Raw genomic sequence first — 17,453 nt, forward strand, 5'->3', positions numbered from 1 at the left:
TGTTGTGCGTATTCCAACCCTGGGAAGATCAAGAAACATGGCGAAGACCACTCCCGCTGCACCGCTGTTTAAAGCCCTTGGCGATTATAAAAGTATCTTGATCAGCGTCGGTTTTTTCACCGCGCTGATCAACCTGCTGATGCTGGTGCCCTCCATTTATATGCTGCAAGTCTATGACCGGGTCCTGTCATCGCAGAACGAAACCACCCTGGTGATGCTAACCCTGATGGTGGTGGGGTTCTTTGCCTTTATCGGCACCCTGGAAGTGGTGCGCAGTTTTATTGTGATCCGCATCGGCAGCCAGTTGGAGCGGCGCTTCAACCTGCAGGTGTACAAGGCCGCCTTCGAGCGCAACCTGCAACGGGGCGAGGGGCACGCCGGGCAATCCCTGGGGGATTTGACCCATATCCGCCAGTTCCTCACGGGGCCGGCGCTGTTTGCGTTCTTTGATGCGCCGTGGTTTCCGATCTACCTGCTGGTGATCTTCCTGTTCAACGTGTGGCTGGGGGTGTTGGCCACGGCCGGTGCGGTGCTGTTGATCGCCCTGGCATGCCTCAACGAATACCTGACCAAAAAACCGCTGCGCGAAGCCAGTGGCTATTCCCAGCAGTCCACCCAATTGGCCACCAGCCATTTGCACAATGCCGAGACCATCCAGGCCATGGGCATGTTGGGGGCGCTGCGCAGTCGCTGGTTCCAGGTACATTCGCGCTTTCTCGGCTTGCAGAACCAGGCCAGTGACACCGGCTCGGTGATCAGCTCCCTGAGCAAATCCCTGCGCCTGCTCCTGCAGTCCCTGGTGCTGGGGCTGGGCGCCTTGCTGGTGATCAAGGGCCAGATGACGGCCGGGATGATGATCGCCGGCACCATCCTGATGGGCCGGGTGTTGAGCCCGATCGACCAGTTGATTGCGGTGTGGAAACAATGGAGCTCGGCCAAGCTGGCCTATCAACGCCTGGATGAGCTGTTGCAGGAATTCCCGCCCGGGGCCCAGGCCATGGCATTGCCGGCGCCCAAGGGCCAGGTGAGTTTCGAGCAGGTCAGTGCCGGCCCACCGGGGCGGCGGGTGGCGACCTTGCATCAGGTCAGCTTCAACCTGGCGGCCGGCGAAGTGCTGGGGGTATTGGGGGCCTCCGGCTCCGGCAAGTCGACCCTGGCGCGGGTACTGGTGGGCGTCTGGCCAACCCTGGCCGGCACGGTGCGCCTGGACGGTGCCGATATCCATCGCTGGGACCGTGACGACCTCGGCCCCCATATCGGCTACTTGCCCCAGGACATCGAACTGTTCAGCGGCAGCATCGCCGACAACATTGCGCGTTTTCGCCAGGCGGATCCCGAGCAGGTCGTGCAGGCCGCCCAGCAAGCCGGCGTACATGACCTGATCCTGCGCTTGCCCCACGGCTACGACACGGTCCTGGGCGATGACGGCAGCGGCCTGTCCGGCGGGCAGAAGCAACGGGTGGCCCTGGCCCGGGCCTTGTATGGCGGGCCGCGCCTGATTGTGCTCGACGAACCCAATTCCAACCTCGACACCGTGGGCGAGGCCGCCCTGGCCAGCGCCATCATGCAGATGAAAGCCCAGGGCGCCAGCGTGATCCTGGTGACCCACCGTTCTTCCGCCCTGGCCCAGGCCGACAAGCTGCTGGTGCTCAACGAAGGCCGCCTGCAAGCGTTTGGCCCCAGCCAGGAGGTACTGCGGGCACTGTCCGGCCCGCAGGAGCCACCCCGTGAAAAGGCCGGCGTCAGTTTGAACCGTCAATATCCTGCGGCAAGGAATCCAGGCCAATGAGTACCGATGACAGCCTGCCTCTTGAGCAGACCTTTCCCGAGCGCGATGCGCGCTTTTTTGCCCGTCTGGGCTGGTTGATGACCGTGCTCGGTGCCGGTGGCTTTTTCCTGTGGGCCAGCCTGGCGCCGCTGGACCAGGGCATTGCGGTGCAGGGTACGGTGGTGGTGTCCGGCAAGCGCAAGGCCGTGCAAACCTTAAGCCCAGGCGTGGTCAGCCGGATTCTGGTGCGCGAAGGCGAGGTGGTGAAACAGGGCCAGCCGTTGTTTCGCCTCGACCAGACCCAAAGCCAGGCCGACGTGCACTCCCTGCAAGCCCAGTACCGCATGGCCTGGGCCAGCGTCGCCCGCTGGCAGAGCGAGCGCGACAGCTTGCCCGCGGTGATCTTTCCCGCCGAGCTGAGTACCTCCCCCGATCCGGCCCTGGCCCTGGTGCTTGAAGGCCAGCGCCAGCTGTTCAGCAGCCGGCGCGATGCCTTTGCCCGCGAGCAATCCGGGATCCGCGCCAGTATCGAAGGCGCCAGCGCCCAGCTCAACGGCATGCGCCGCGCCCGCACCGACCTCAGCGCCCAGGCCCAATCCCTGCGTGACCAATTGAGCAACCTGCAACCCTTGGCCGACAACGGCTATATCCCGCGCAACCGCCTGCTGGAGTACCAGCGCCAGTTGTCCCAGGTGCAACAGGACCTGGCGCAGAACAGCGGCGAAAGCGGGCGGATCGAGCAAGGTATTCTCGAATCGCGCCTCAAGTTGCAGCAGCACAGCGAGGAATACCAGAAGGAAGTGCGCAGCCAGTTGGCCGACGCACAACTGCGCAGCCTGACCCTGGAGCAGCAACTGACCTCCGCCGGCTTCGACCTGCAACACAGTGAAATCAATGCGCCGGCCGATGGCATCGCGGTCAACCTCGGGGTGCATACCGAGGGTGCCGTGGTGCGGGCCGGGGAAACCCTGCTGGAAATCGTGCCCCAGGACACGCGCCTGGAAGTCGAAGGGCGCCTGCCGGTCAACCTGGTGGACAAGGTGGGCAGCCATCTGCCGGTCGATATTCTGTTCACCGCCTTCAACCAGAGCCGTACGCCTCGGGTGCCGGGGGAGGTGAGCCTGATCTCTGCCGACCAGTTGCTCGATGAAAAAACCGGGGCACCGTACTACGTGCTGCGCACCACGGTCAGCGACGCTGCCCTGGAGCAACTCCAGGGCCTGGTGATCAAACCGGGCATGCCCGCCGAGATGTTTGTGCGTACCGGCGAGCGCTCGTTGCTCAACTACCTGTTCAAGCCGCTGCTCGACCGTGCCGGCTCGGCGTTGACCGAGGAATGAGCATGAAGCCTGTGTTCATCGCCTTGTTCCTCGCCTGCAGCAGTGCCCAGGCCGCCATGGGCCCGTTCGATGTGTATGAACAGGCCCTGCGTAACGATCCGGTGTTCCTTGGCGCAATCAAGGAACGTGACGCCGGCTTGGAAAACCGTACCATCGGCCGCGCCGGCCTGTTGCCCCGGCTGTCCTACAACTACAACAAGGGCCGCAACAACTCCCAGGCCACCTTGCCCGACAACCGTGGCGGGACCTACCGCGACGACCGCAACTACAACAGCTACGGCTCGACCTTCACCCTGCAACAGCCGCTGTTCGACTACGAAGCCTATGCCAACTACCGCAAGGGTGTGGCCCAGGCGCTGTTTGCCGACGAGAACTTTCGCGACAAGAGCCAGGCGCTGTTGGTCCGGGTGTTGACCTATTACACCCAGGCCCTGTTCGCCCAGGACCAGATCGATATCGCCCGGGCGAAGAAGAAGGCCTTCGAGCAACAGTTCCAGCAGAACCAGCATTTGTTCCAGCGAGGCGAGGGCACCCGCACCGACATTCTGGAGGCCGAATCCCGCTATGAGCTGGCCACCGCCGAAGAGATCCAGGCCCTCGACGAGCAGGATGCATCACTGCGCGAACTGGGGGCGTTGCTCGGTGTGCAGAGCGTCAATATTGCTGACCTGGCCCCCCTGAACCAGGACTTTGCCGCCTTCACCCTGACACCGGCCAACTACGACAGCTGGCATGAACTGGCGTTGACCAACAACCCGAGCCTGGCCTCCCAGCGCCAGGCCGTGGAAGTGGCGCGCTACGAGGTGGAGCGCAACCGTGCCGGGCACTTGCCGCGCATCAGCGCGTACGCCAGTTCGCGCAAGCAGGAATCTGAGAGCGGCAACACCTACAACCAGCGCTACGACACCAACACCATCGGCATTGAAGTCAGTGTGCCGCTGTATGCCGGGGGCGGTGTATCGGCCTCTACCCGCCAGGCCAGTCGCTCCATGGAACAGGCCGAGTATGAACTGGAGGGCAAGACCCGCGAGACCCTGATCGAACTGCGGCGCCAGTTCAGCGCCTGCCTGTCGGGGGTGAGCAAGCTGCGCGCCTATCAAAAGGCCCTGGCCTCCGCCGAAGCGCTGGTGGTGTCGACCAAGCAAAGCATCCTCGGCGGCGAGCGCGTCAACCTCGACGCTCTCAACGCCGAACAGCAGCTGTACAGCACCCGTCGCGACCTGGCCCAGGCCCGTTACGACTACCTGATGGCCTGGACCAAATTGCATTACTACGCGGGCACCTTGCGTGACACCGACCTGGCCAAGGTCGATGAAGCCTTCGGCCCGGCCCAACGCTGACCCTGTAGGCGCCAGCGCCTACAGGGGGGTAACAAACACAATAAAAAGAGGAAGGATCCGTGAACGCAAAACACCGAGGCTATCACTGCGCCATGTTGTGTGGGCTGGCCAGCCTGGGCACCGTCCAGGCTGCGCCCTATGTGGAAACCGGCAAGCTGGGCGACCCCGCCAGTTGGCGCTCGGCGGAGTATCAAAGGGATTGGGGCCTGGGGCGCATGCAAGCCGATCAGGCCTATGCCGCGGGGATCAGCGGGGCCGGGGTGAAGATCGGCGCGCTGGACTCGGGCTTCGATACCAGCCACCCGGAGGCCTCCCCGCAGCGCTTCCACCCGGTGACCGCCAGCGGCACTTATGGGGATGGCAGCCCGTTTTCCACCACTGGCGCGCTGAACCCTAACAACGATTCCCACGGCACCCACGTCACCGGCACCATGGCCGCTGCGCGTGACGGCGCGGGGATGCATGGCGTGGCGTATAACGCGCAACTGTATGTGGGCAACACCAACGCCAATGACAGCTTCCTGTTTGGCCCGACGCCCGACCCCAGGTATTTCAAGGCGGTGTACACCGCCATGGTCGATTCTGGGGTGCGTGCGATCAATAACAGCTGGGGCAGCCAGCCCAAGGATGTCAGCTACCAGACCCTGGCCGGCCTGCACGCGGCCTACGCGCAACACTTCAACCAGGGCACCTGGCTGGACGCGGCCGCCGATGTGGCCCGGGCCGGGGTGATCAATGTGTTCAGCGCCGGCAACAGCGGCTATGCCAATGCCAGCGTCCGTTCGGCCTTGCCGTATTTCGAGCCGGAGCTGGAGGGCCATTGGCTGGCGGTGTCGGGCCTGGACAAGGCCAATAACCAGAGATACAACCAGTGCGGCATCGCCAAGTACTGGTGCATTTCCACCCCTGGTGCGCTGATCGACAGCACCATCCCCGGCGGCGGCTATGGGGTCAAGTCCGGCACCTCGATGTCGGCGCCCCATGCCACGGGCGCCCTGGCGCTGGTGATGGAGCGCTACCCATACTTGAACAACGAGCAGGCCTTGCAGGTGTTGCTGACGACGGCCACGCAGTTGGACGGTTCACTGACCGTCGCGCCGACCGCCAAGGTTGGCTGGGGTGTGCCGGATCTCGGCCGGGCGATGCATGGCCCGGGGCAGTTGCTGGGCGCCATGGACGTCAACCTGGCGGCCGGGCAGGGCGATGTGTGGAGCAATGGCATCTCCGACCAGGCGCTGCTGCAGCGCCAGGCCGAAGACACTGCCGAGCACCTGGCCTGGCAGCAGACCCTCAAGGACAAGGGCTGGGAACAGGGGCTCGGCGCCGGTGCCAGCCAGCAGGAGCAGACCGACTATGCGGTGGGCATGGCCCGGGATGCGGCGGCGGCCCAGCGTATTTACCAGGGCAGCCTGATCAAGTCCGGCGCCGGCAGCCTGGTGCTCAGCGGCGACAGCACTTATCGCGGCCCGACCACAGTCAATGGCGGCGTGTTGAAGGTCGATGGCTCGCTGACCTCGGCGGTCACGGTGAATGCCGGTGGCACCTTGGGCGGCTCCGGGCGCATCGGCGCATTGCAGGCCAATAGCGGCAGCCTGGTCGCGCCGGGCAATTCCATCGGCACCTTGAACGTGGCCGGGGATGTGCGCTTTGACGCCGGTTCCACCTATGCGGTGGAGCTGTCGAACGCCAGCAGCGACCGTATCGTCGCGGGCGGCAAGGCCACCCTCAACGGCGGCACGGTGACCCTGGCCCTGGAAAACAGCCCGAGCCTGCTCAGCCAGCCCCAGGCGCAAAGCCTGCTTGGCCGCCAGTACAACATCCTGCAAGCGGCGGGCGGGATCACCGGCAGCTTTGGCGCGGTACTGCCCAACTACCTGTTCCTTGGTGGCAACCTCGACTACGCGGCCAACGGCGTGCAACTGGCTATCGCGCGCAATGATGCGAGCTTTGCCAGCGTCGCGGCAACGCGCAACCAGCGCGCCGTGGCCGCCGCGGCCGAGCAACTGGGCGCCGGCAACCCGGTGTATGAAAGCGTGCTGGGTAGCGACTCCGCAGGGGGGGCCCGCCAGGCCTTCCAGCAGCTGTCTGGCGAGATCTACCCGGCGGTTGGTGCGCTGTTGATCAATGACAGTCGGCATGTGCGCGATGCCGTCGGTGAGCGCCTGCGCCATGTGCCCGCCACGGGCGAAAGCAACCTCTGGGTCAAGGCCCTCGGTGCCTGGGGCAAGGCCGACAGCCGCAGCGAATATGCCGGTTCCACCCGTTCCGTCGGCGGCATGCTGGCCGGTGTCGATGGCCAGTGGGACGACCAGACCCGCGTCGGCGTGCTGGCGGGCTACAGCAACAGCTCGCTGAACATGGGCGATGGCACGCACTCATCGGCGGATGTCGACAGCTACCACCTGGGCACTTATGCCGGGCGTGAATTGGGTCACTGGCGCATCAGCGCGGGCGGCGCCTACAGCTGGCATCGCGGCGATGTGCAGCGCGACCTGCAATACGGCGACGTCAGCGCCAAGCAAAAAGCCAAGCTGGATGCCCGCAGCATGCAGGTGTTCACCGAGGCCGCCTACCGCCTGAACCTGCAAGCCGTGGCCCTGGAGCCTTTTGCCAACCTGGCCTATGTGCACCTGGACAGCGAACGCTTCCACGAAACAGGCGATGGCGCGGCGTTGCAGCGTGGCAGCGATCGCCGTGACGCCACCCTCGGCACCCTGGGCCTGCGCGCCCTAAAAAACCTGCCCCTCAATGAGCACCAGCAACTGGAGCTTTCCGGTTCCCTGGGCTGGCAGCACAGCCTGTCGCCAGTGGAGTCCGAGGAACACCTGGCCTTTGTTGCGGGCGGCCCGTCGTTTGCCGTGCGCAGCACCCCGTTGCAGCGCGATGCGGCGTTGGTGGGCTTGAAGGCCAGCCTGGCGCTGAGCCAGGCCACACGGGTCAACCTCGATTACAACGGGCAACTGGGTTCAAAGGAAAAGAACCAAGGCGTGGGCCTGAGCCTCGACTGGCAGTTCTGAGTCGGCGCCAACAAAAAGAACAACAAACGCAACAAAACTAAGGAAGGTCACCGTGAACGTAAAACAACGAGGGTTTCACTCCGCCATCCCAACAGGCCCGGGCTACCCGCTCAAGGCCCTGAGCCGCGTGCCATATGGCGCGTTGCTGTGTTGCCTGGCCAGCCTGGGAACCGCCCAGGCCGCACCCTACGTGGAAACCGGCAAGCTGGGGGATGTTGCCAGTTGGCGCAGCACTGAATTCAAGGCCGACTGGGGCCTGGGGGCGATCAACGCCGATGTGGCCTATGCCGCCGGCTACAGCGGCAAGGGGGTGAAGCTGGGGATCTTCGACCAGCCGGTGTACGCCCTGCACCCGGAGTTCTCCAGCCCCGGCAAGGTGCAGACCCTGGTCACCGAAGGGATCCGCCAATACACCGACCCGTATATCCCGGTGAAGGCCGGCGATGCGTTTCGCTATGACGGTACACCGTCCAAGGGCTCCAACGGCAAGATCGGCGATCATGGCACCCATGTCGGTGGCACTGCCGCAGGCGATCGCAACGGCGGGCCGATGCATGGCGTGGCCTATGATGCCCAGATCCTCAGCGCCGAGAACGGCGACCCAGGCCCGGAAGACGGGATCATCCTCGGTAACGACGGCGCGGTGTACCAGGCCGGCTGGGACAGCCTGGTGGCCAATGGTGCGCGCATCATCAACAACAGCTGGGGCATCGGCATTGGCGACCAGTATGCCAAGGGCGGCAAGGATCCGGCGTTCCCGCATTTTGGCCTCAGTCAAGCCCAAGCCCAGTTCGACCAGATCAAACCGTTGTTGGGCACGGCCGCAGGCGGTGCCTATTCGGGCGCGATCAATGCAGCGCGCAGCGGGGTGCTGACGATCTTTGCCGCTGGCAACGACTACAACCTGAACAACCCCGATGCGATTTCCGGCCTGGCGTACTTTGTGCCCGAGATCGCGCCCAATTGGCTGTCGGTGGCGGCGTTGCAGCGCAACCCGGACGCCAATAGCCCCAACCCCTATGTGATCAGTACCTTTTCCTCGCGCTGCGGTTATGCCGCGAGCCTCTGCGTGTCGGCACCGGGCACCGCGATTTACAGTGCGGTGATGGTCGGCACCACCGTCGAAGACATGACCCTGGGCTGGAACAACAAGAACGGCACGTCCATGGCCGCGCCCCATGTGGCAGGCGCCGCTGCTGTGTTGATGGAGCGTTTCGCGTATATGAACGGCGAGCAGATCTCCACACTGCTCAAGACCACCGCCACCGACCTGGGCGCTGCGGGTATCGACTCGCTGTACGGCTGGGGCATGATCAACCTGGGCAAGGCCGTCAACGGGCCTGGGATGTTTATCACCGCCGAGGATATCCCGGCCGAGTTTCGCATCGACGGTGGCTATGGCAGCGGCCAGTTTGTCGCGGACTTGCCGGGGGTTGGGGCGGTGGTCGACGCGGGCAAACCCACCCAGCGCCTGTGCACCGATGTGCACTGCGGGCGGGATGTGTGGAGCAACGATATCGCCGGTCACGGCGGCCTGACCAAGCAGGGCATCGGGACGCTGGTGCTCACCGGCAATAACACCTACAGCGGGCCAACCCTGGTCAATCAAGGCCTGTTGGCGGTCAATGGTTCATTGACCTCGGCGGTCACGGTAAGTAATCGCGGGGTATTGGGCGGTTCCGGCAGCATCGGTGCGCTGACCGCGCAAAGCGGCGGTACGGTGGCGCCAGGCAACTCCATCGGCACCTTGAATGTGGCCGGGGATGTCAACTTCGACGCCGGTTCCACCTATGCGGTAGAGCTGTCCAACACCAGCAGCGACCGTATCGTCGCCGGTGGCAAGGCGACCCTCAACGGCGGCACCGTGACCCTGGCCCTGGAAAACAGCCCGACCTTGCTCAGCCAGCCTGAAGCGCAAAGCCTGATCGGGCGCCAGTACAACATCCTGCAGGCGGCCGGGGGCATTACCGGCAGTTTCGCCTCGGTCCTGCCCAATTACCTGTTTGTCGGTGGCAACCTGAACTATGGCGCCAACGGTGTGCAGCTGGATGTGGCGCGCACGGCCAACAGCTTCGCCAGCGTCGCCGCGACCGATAACCAGCGCGCCGTGGCCGCCGCCGCCGAGCAATTGGGCGCCGGTAACGGGGTGTATGAAAGCCTGCTGCTGGCACCGAGTGCGGCCTCGGCGCAAGGGGCGTTCCAACAGTTGTCGGGGGAAATCTACCCGGCCCTGGAAACCGCGTTGGTCAATGACAACCGCTACCTGCGTGAAGCGGTGGGCGAGCGCTTGCAACAGGGTGAAATGGGCACCTCGCCACAAACCATCGACACGCGCGGCAACGTCTGGGTCAAGGCCCTTGGAGCCTGGGGTAAAACCGACAGCGCCAGCGATACGGCGGGCTACACCACCTCCATCGGCGGCCTGCTGGCGGGTGTGGACGGTGCGCTGGACGAAGACACGCGCCTGGGCCTGGTCGCCGGCTACAGCGATACCTCGCTGAACATGGGCGATGGCACCCATTCGCGGGCCTCGGTGGACAGCTACCACTTTGGCGCCTATGCCGGCCACGAAATCGGCGCCTGGCGTTTGAGCGGCGGCGCGACCTACAGCTGGCATCGCGCCGATGTGAAGCGCGATCTGCAATACGGCGAAGTCGCCGGCAAGCAGAAAGCCAAGGTCGATGCCCGCAGCACCCAGCTCTTCAGCGAAGCGGCTTACCGCCTGAACCTGCAAGCGCTGGCGCTGGAGCCGTTCGCCAACCTGGCCTATGTGCACCTGGACAGCGATGGGTTCAGCGAGAAAGGCGACGCCGCAGCGCTCAAGGGCGGCGATGACACCCGCGACCTGGTGCTCAGCACCCTCGGCGTGCGCGCCTTGAAGACCTTCAACCTCACCGACCATCAAGCCCTGGACGTTTCCGGCACCCTGGGCTGGCAGCACAACCTCAGCGCCACCGATTCCGAGCGCCACCTGGCATTTGCCTCGGGCGGCACCGCGTTTGCCGTGGAAAGCTCGCCGATGGTGCGCGATGCCGCCCTGGTGGGCGCACGGGCCAGCCTGGCGCTGACCAAGGACGCGCGGGTGAACTTTGACTACAACGGCCTGCTGGCCAGCAAGGAGAAAATCCACGGCGTGGGCTTGAGCCTCGACTGGGCCTTTTAAACGCTGAAGCTCCAAATGTGTGGGAGCGGGCCTGTCGGGTCGCTCCCACAGCAACAGCATTCCAACTGTTTTGGCTTTCTCGACAATTCCAACAAAAGAGAGGCAATACCATGGGTGTCTATGACTACAAAAACCTCACCACCGAGGACTCCAAGGCACTGTTCGCCGATGCCATGGCGATCACGTTGTATTCCTACCACAACCTGGATAACGGCTTTGCCGTGGGTTATCAGCACAACGGCTTCGGCCTGGGCTTGCCGGCCACCCTGGTACAGGCATTGATTGGCAGCACCGACGCCCAAGGCGTGATTCCCGGCATCCCGTGGAACCCCGACTCGGAAAAGGCCGCCCTCGACGCCGTGCAAAAGGCCGGCTGGACCCCCATCAGCGCCAGCACCCTCGACTACGGTGGCAAGGTCGATGCGCGGGGTACATTTTTTGGTGAGAAGGCTGGCTATACCAGTGCCCAGGTGGAAGTCCTGGGTAAATATGACGACGCCGGCAAACTGCAGGAAATCGGCATCGCCTTCCGTGGCACTTCAGGGCCCAGGGAGAATCTGATCCTCGACTCCATTGGCGATGTGGTCAACGACCTGCTGGCTGCTTTCGGCCCTGCGGACTATGCAAAAAACTACGCGGGCCAAGCGTTTGGCACCCTGCTGGGCAAAGTCGCCGCGTATGCCAGCGCACAGGGGCTGAGCGGCCAGGATGTGCTGGTCAGCGGCCATAGCCTCGGTGGCCTGGCAGTCAACAGCATGGCGGACTTGAGCAACACCACCTGGGCAGGGTTCTACCAGGACGCCAACTACGTGGCCTATGCCTCGCCGACCCAGAGCAGCGGCGACAAGGTGCTGAACATCGGCTATGAAAACGACCCGGTTTATCGAGCCCTCGATGGCTCCTCGTTCAACCTGTCGTCCCTTGGGGTGCACGACCAACCCCATGCCTCCAGCGCCGATAATATCGTCAGCTTCAACGACCACTACGCCTCGACGCTGTGGAACATCCTGCCGTTTTCCATCCTCAACCTGCCGACGTGGATCTCCCATTTACCCACGGGCTATGGCGATGGCATGGGCCGTACCTTGAATCGTCGTTCTATGACCTGACCAGCCGTGATTCGACGATCATCGTCGCCAACCTGTCCGACCCGGCTCGCGCCACTACCTGGGTCCAGGACCTCAACCGCAACGCCGAAGCCCACAAGGGCAGTACGTTTATTATCGGCAGCGACGGCAATGACCTGATCCAGGGCGGCCGGGGCAATGACTACCTGGAAGGCCGGGCCGGCAACGATACCTTCCGTGATGGCGGTGGCTACAACATCCTGCTGGGCGGCAAGGGGTTCAATACCCTGGACTTGCAGCAGTCGCTGAAAAACGTTGAGGTGGCCAACGATGGCGCAGGCACCCTGTACATCCGCGACGGCCAAGGTGGCATCAGCATGACCCGCGATATGGGCGCGATAGTGAGCAAGGAAAGCTATCTGTTGCTGTTCAGCAAGGACGTGACCCACAGCGTGACCGACCAGGGCCTGCTGGCGGGCCGCGACCTGACGGCCTACGCCGCGTCGCTCAAGGGCGATGCCGGCGCCAATGCGCTCAAGGCCGGCGATGGCGGGCAGTGGTTGTTTGGCCTGGACGGCAATGACCACCTGATCGGCGGCAAAGGCAACGATGTCCTGGTGGGCGGGGCCGGCAATGATCTGCTGGAAGCGGGCGGCGGGCGCAATACCTTCCTGTTCGACGGCGACTTTGGCCAGGACCGGATCCTGGGCTTCCAGTCGACGGACAAGCTGGTGTTCATGGGGGTAGCGGGGGTGAACGGGCAGTACAACTACCTCGACCACGCCAAGGCGGTGGGCAGCGATACGCTGCTGACGTTCGGCGATAACTCGGTGACGTTGGTGGGGGTAGGGCTTGGCAGCCTGTCGGCGGAGGCGCTGGTTATCGCCTGAAATAATCTGCAGGAGCCGCCAGGCCGGCTCCTGCAGGTCATCGGTCAATCTTCCTTGCGTACGGTCGCGACATCCGCCGCCTTGACCCGCACGCGCTTGCCGGCGATATCGGTGAATTCGTAGAAACCATCCGGCGTCTTGGCATTCGGCGTGTCAGTGGTCAGGTACTGAGTACCGTTCTGCAAGGTCACGACGGTCGGCGTCGAGCAGCCGGCCAATGCCAGAAACGTCAATACAGCCAGCGGCAGGCCCCAGTTCTTCATGTTCATAACCCTTACTCTCATTCTGCGAAAACCCCGTGCTCAACGGCTGGGGGCATCAAATGTTACGCGGATCCACCCCCATCTGATCATTTTTATGCAAAAAGTTGCGTGCGCCACTGATCTATTAGCGATTGCAACGCGGGCCTGGCAACGGCAATCTGTATGCATAACCAGTAGTTATCCAAGTGCCTGTCATGTCCAATCCCCTCGAAGACCCGTTTTACTACCTGCATAACTTCCAGCAAGTGCTCGACTGGCTGGGGCAGCGCTATGCCGATGTGCTCGATGCGCAAGAGCAGCGCTTTATGACGCAGTTCGCCCAGGTGCCGCAGCCGGCCCAGGCGCTGCTGGTGCGCATGGTCATGCGCAAGGGCGTACATTTTCGGGCCAGCAAGCTCAACTACGTCGAGATCGGCGCGGCCGAGGCTGCCGTGCGGCCACTGCTGGAACAGGGTTGGGTCAGCGAGCAGGGCCTGTTGTCGCTGGACGAGGTGTGGGGGCAGTTGCAAAAAGGCGAGGTGCTGCAGGCGTTCAAGCCCTGGATCGAGCAGCCCAGGGGCAAGAAATCCGATTGGCTGCCCGGTTTATCGAGCCAATTTACCGAGCCGCAGACATTTGCCCAGTGGTGCCCGCACCTGGAGGACCGGCTGTACAGCCTCACGGTGATGGACCTGTGTGATCGCCTGCGCCTGATGTTCTTCGGCAATCTGCACCAGGACTGGTCGGAGTTTGTGTTGGCGGACCTGGGGATCTACACCTACGAGAAGGTCGAGTTTTGCGCCGAGTCCCGTGGCCTGCGCCATCGTGACGATGTGCATGGCCTGCTGTTCCTGCACCAATGCCAGCAGGCCTTCGAGGCCGGTGAACCGTTGGAGGAGGTGCTGGCGCAGATTGCCACGTTGAACACCGATAACCCCTGGCTGGAAAAGCGCCGGGCCAAGCTGCTGTTCCAGGTCGGCCTGCACTGTGAACGGCTTGCCGAACTGGACCTGGCCGAGGTGATCTACCGCGATTGCGCCTACCCCGGCGCTCGCGCACGGCTGATTCGGGTGCTGGAACGTCAGGAGGATTTCGCCCAGGCGCTGGGCCTGGCCCTGGAGGCCCAGGCCGCCCCGCAAAGCGCGGCCGAGCAGCAGCACCTGTTGCGGGTTTTGCCCCGGTTGCGGCGCAAGCTGGGCGAGCCGGTGCAGCCCAAGGCCAAGCCCCCGCTGATCCAGCGCCTGGACCTGGAACTGCCATTCCCACAGCCCGTGACCGCTGTGGAGCTGTGCGTGCAGGCGCACCTGGGGGATGACGATGGGCCGGTGCACTATGTCGAGAACACCCTGATCAACTCGCTGTTCGGGCTGTTGTGCTGGCCGGCGATCTTCGCGCCGTTGCCCGGTTCGTTCTTCCACCCGTTCCAGCGCGGGCCGGTGGATTTGCACAGCGAGGACTTCCCGCAGCGCCGTGCCGAGTTGTTTGCCGCCTGCCTGGAGCAACTGCACGACCAGCGCTACAAAACCACGATCCGCCAGCGCTACGCCGAAAAATGGGGGATCCAGTCGCCCTTTGTGTTCTGGAATGGGTTGAGCGAAGCACTGCTGGACCAGGCCCTCGATTGCCTGCCCGCCGCGCACCTGCGGCACTGGTTCGACCGGCTGTTGCTGGATATCCGCGCCAATCGTGCCGGGATGCCGGACCTGATCCAGTTCTGGCCGGCGCAAAAAACCTACCGCATGATCGAAGTCAAAGGCCCCGGTGATCGCCTGCAGGACAACCAACTGCGCTGGCTGGCGTTCTGTGCAGAGCACCAGATGCCGGTCACCGTCTGTTATGTGCGCTGGGCGGAGCAGGGCGCTTGAGCTACACCGTCGCCGTACGGGCCTTGTGCGAGTTCACGGCCAAGGTCGGTGACCTCGACCTGCGGTTTACGCCGTCGCCCAGTGCCCAGGAAGGCATGCTCGGCCATCGTACCGTGGCCTCCCGCCGCAGCACGAACTACCAGAGCGAAGTCGCCCTGGAAGGGCACTACCAACAACTGACCGTGCGCGGCCGTGCCGATGGTTATGACCCGGATCGCACGGTGCTGGAAGAGGTCAAGACCTACCGTGGCGACCTGGATGCCCAACCGGCCAACCACCGGCAACTGCACTGGGCCCAGGCCAAGGTCTACGGCTGGCTGATGTGCAGCCAGCTGGGCCTGTCGCAAATAGGCCTGGCGCTGGTGTATTTCGATATTGTCAGCGAGCGCGAAACCGTGATCAGCCAGGTGTGCCCCGCAGATGAGCTGGAGCGGTTCTTCAAGCGGCAATGTGCGTTGTTTCTCGGCTGGGCCGAGCAGCAGGCGCAACAGCGCCAGGCCCGCGATGCCGCTGCCACGGCCCTGGCCTTTCCCCACGCGGGCTTTCGCCTGGGCCAGCGTAGCCTCGCCGAATCGGTGTACAAGGCCGTCAGTACCGGGCGCTGCCTGATGGCGCAGGCGCCCACGGGGATCGGTAAAACCATTGGCACGGTGTTCCCGATGCTCAAGGCCCTGGCGCCGCAGCAGTTGGACAAGCTGTACTTTCTGACGGCCAAGACCCCTGGCCGCCAACTGGCGCTGAACGCGGTGCAGGTGCTGCACGCCAGCGCCGACCTGCCATTGCGCGTGCTGGAGCTGGTGGCGCGGGACAAGGCCTGCGAGCACCTGGACAAAGCCTGTCACGGTGATTCGTGCCCATTGGCCAAAGGCTTTTATGATCGCCTGCCGGCTGCGCGCGAAGCGGCGGCCAAGGTCCGCCTGCTGGACCAGCGCAACCTGCGCGAAGTGGCGCTGGCCCATGGGGTGTGCCCCTATTACCTGAGCCAGGAAATGGCGCGCTGGTGCGACATGGTGGTCGCCGACTACAACTATTACTTCGACTTTGGCGCGCTGCTGTTTGGCCTGGCCCAACTCAACCAGTGGCGGGTCGCGGTGCTGGTGGACGAAGCCCATAACCTGGTGGAGCGGGGCCGGGCAATGTACAGCGCTGACCTTGATCAATTTGCCCTGAAGACCTTGCGCGACACCGCCCCCGAACCGTTGCAAAAACCGTTGCAGCGGCTCAACCGCGAGTGGAATGCGCTGCACAAGGAGCAGGTCACGGCATACCAGGCCTATGCCAGCAAACCGGACAAGCTGTTGCAGGCCCTGGCCCTGTGCACCCGCGCCATGGGCGAGTATTTCAACGACCACCCGCAGGCACTTACGGGCGAGCTGCAAGGCTTTTACTTCGAGGCCTTGCAGTTTGCCAAGGTGGCGGAGCTGTTCAACGAACAGTTTATTTTTGATATCAGCCAGCGCGACCCGCTGGCCAAGCGCCGCTTCTCGCGCTTGAGCCTGCGCAATGTGGTGCCGGCCGAATTTATCCGCCCCCGCTTGACGGCGGCCCGCAGCAGCGTGCTGTTTTCCGCGACCCTGAGCCCCCGGCATTACTATGCCGACCTGCTGGGCCTGCCGGCGGACACCGCGTGGGTCGACGTAGAATCGCCCTTTGCGGCCGCGCAGTTGCAGGTGCGCATCATCAACCGCATCTCAACGCGCTTTGTGCATCGCCAGGCGTCCCTGGCGCCTATCGTCGCGTTGATCGCCGAGCAGTTTGAGCGTGCGCCGGGCAACTACCTGGCGTTTTTCAGCAGCTTCGATTACCAGCAGCAAGTGGCCCAACTGCTGGCCGAACGACATCCGTCGATTCCCACCTGGCATCAATCACGGGGCATGACCGAGGCCGAGCGCCAGGCCTTCCTTGAGCAGTTCACCCAGCACAGCCAGGGCGTGGGGTTTGCGGTGCTGGGCGGGGCGTTCGGCGAGGGTATCGATTTGCCCGGCGCGCGCCTGATCGGGGCCTTTATCGCCACCCTGGGCCTGGCGCAGCTCAATCCGGTCAACGAGCAGATGAAGCTGCGCATGGGCGCGATCTTCGGTGCGGGGTATGACTACACCTACCTGTATCCCGGGATCCAGAAAGTGGTGCAGGCGGCCGGCCGGGTGATTCGCACCCAGCAGGACCAGGGGGTGGTGATGCTGATCGATGACCGCTTTGCCGAACCCAACGTGCGGCCGTTGCTGCCGCGCTGGTGGTCGGTGACCTGAGGTATTTGCCCCTTGCCCGGTTGTTGGCATTTCTGTGGGAGCGGGTTGCCCGCGATAGCCATAGGTATCTACACAACTATCTTCTCGGTCTGTGTACATATCCATTGCTGCAATGGCGGCCGGTCAGCCAACGTATTTATTGACTGATACACCGCCATCGCGGGCAAGCCCGCTCCCACAGGGGTACGCGCACGCTTCAAGAATCAGGTCGGCTGTTAGGCCGCCTCGCTTTGCTTGTGATTTTGATCTTAGGCGCCCCGTTAAACCACGCTGGCCGTCATCCGATATTGATTTGGGGGGTAAACCGGCAGGACGCCGGTTTAGCCGCGCTGGGCCATGGATGGCCCATCGCGGCGGCCCCCCAAATCAATGTCGGATGACGGGTACACCGAGCCTAGGCGAGGTGCCGAGTGGTGGGGCAAGAGCGTTTTGCTTACTTTTGCGCTTTTCAAAAGTGAGCCGCCGTCAGGGCGGAACCCTAAGTGGCCGTTACCGCAGCAATGGATATGTAC

General features: G+C 63.8%; 8 protein-coding genes and 1 pseudogene. 8 read left to right on the forward strand and 1 reads right to left on the reverse strand.

The features are described from left to right. Positions 1–37: 37 nt before the first annotated feature. From AC07W7_RS09740 to AC07W7_RS09765, 6 genes and pseudogenes are all read left to right on the forward strand, one after another. Positions 38–1,789 carry a type I secretion system permease/ATPase gene (locus AC07W7_RS09740; protein WP_076960933.1) on the forward strand — a complete coding sequence of 584 codons (1,752 nt, stop codon included), beginning with the start codon at positions 38–40 and terminating at the stop codon, positions 1,787–1,789. Further along, on the forward strand, positions 1,786–3,108 hold the full coding sequence (locus AC07W7_RS09745; RefSeq protein ID WP_076960934.1) for an HlyD family type I secretion periplasmic adaptor subunit: 1,323 nt from the start codon (positions 1,786–1,788) through the stop codon (positions 3,106–3,108). The genes AC07W7_RS09740 and AC07W7_RS09745 overlap by 4 nt, the downstream gene beginning before the upstream one ends. A gap of 2 nt (positions 3,109–3,110) precedes the next feature. After that, a complete protein-coding gene (locus tag AC07W7_RS09750) occupies positions 3,111–4,448 on the forward strand; it encodes a TolC family outer membrane protein (protein WP_495039207.1) in 1,338 nt (445 codons plus the stop codon). A gap of 92 nt (positions 4,449–4,540) precedes the next feature. Continuing rightward, the gene (eprS, locus tag AC07W7_RS09755; RefSeq protein WP_495039213.1) at positions 4,541–7,465 is read left to right on the forward strand and encodes an autotransporter serine peptidase EprS; all 2,925 of its coding nucleotides are present in this window, start codon (positions 4,541–4,543) and stop codon (positions 7,463–7,465) included. 85 nt (positions 7,466–7,550) lie between these two features. After that, a complete protein-coding gene (locus AC07W7_RS09760) occupies positions 7,551–10,628 on the forward strand; it encodes an autotransporter outer membrane beta-barrel domain-containing protein (protein ID WP_413469177.1) in 3,078 nt (1,025 codons plus the stop codon). Positions 10,629–10,738: 110 nt separating this feature from the next. Continuing rightward, positions 10,739–12,585: pseudogene (locus AC07W7_RS09765) on the forward strand (polyurethane esterase). 44 nt (positions 12,586–12,629) lie between these two features. On the opposite strand, the gene AC07W7_RS09770 reads toward AC07W7_RS09765, so the two are convergent. Continuing rightward, positions 12,630–12,854: a YgdI/YgdR family lipoprotein gene (locus AC07W7_RS09770; RefSeq protein WP_076960938.1), complete on the reverse strand. Its 225-nt coding sequence runs from the start codon at positions 12,852–12,854 to the stop codon at positions 12,630–12,632. A gap of 188 nt (positions 12,855–13,042) precedes the next feature. On the opposite strand from AC07W7_RS09770, the gene AC07W7_RS09775 reads away from it, so the two are divergent. Together AC07W7_RS09775 and AC07W7_RS09780 are read left to right on the forward strand one after the other, a co-directional pair. Beyond that, positions 13,043–14,692: a VRR-NUC domain-containing protein gene (locus AC07W7_RS09775; protein ID WP_495039208.1), complete on the forward strand. Its 1,650-nt coding sequence runs from the start codon at positions 13,043–13,045 to the stop codon at positions 14,690–14,692. Next, a complete protein-coding gene (locus AC07W7_RS09780; RefSeq protein WP_495039209.1) occupies positions 14,689–16,941 on the forward strand; it encodes an ATP-dependent DNA helicase in 2,253 nt (750 codons plus the stop codon). Before AC07W7_RS09775 ends, AC07W7_RS09780 begins: the two co-directional genes overlap by 4 nt. Positions 16,942–17,453 lie beyond the last annotated feature (512 nt).

The sequence above is a fragment of the Pseudomonas sp. GW821-FHT01D09 genome (genome assembly GCF_059422465.1).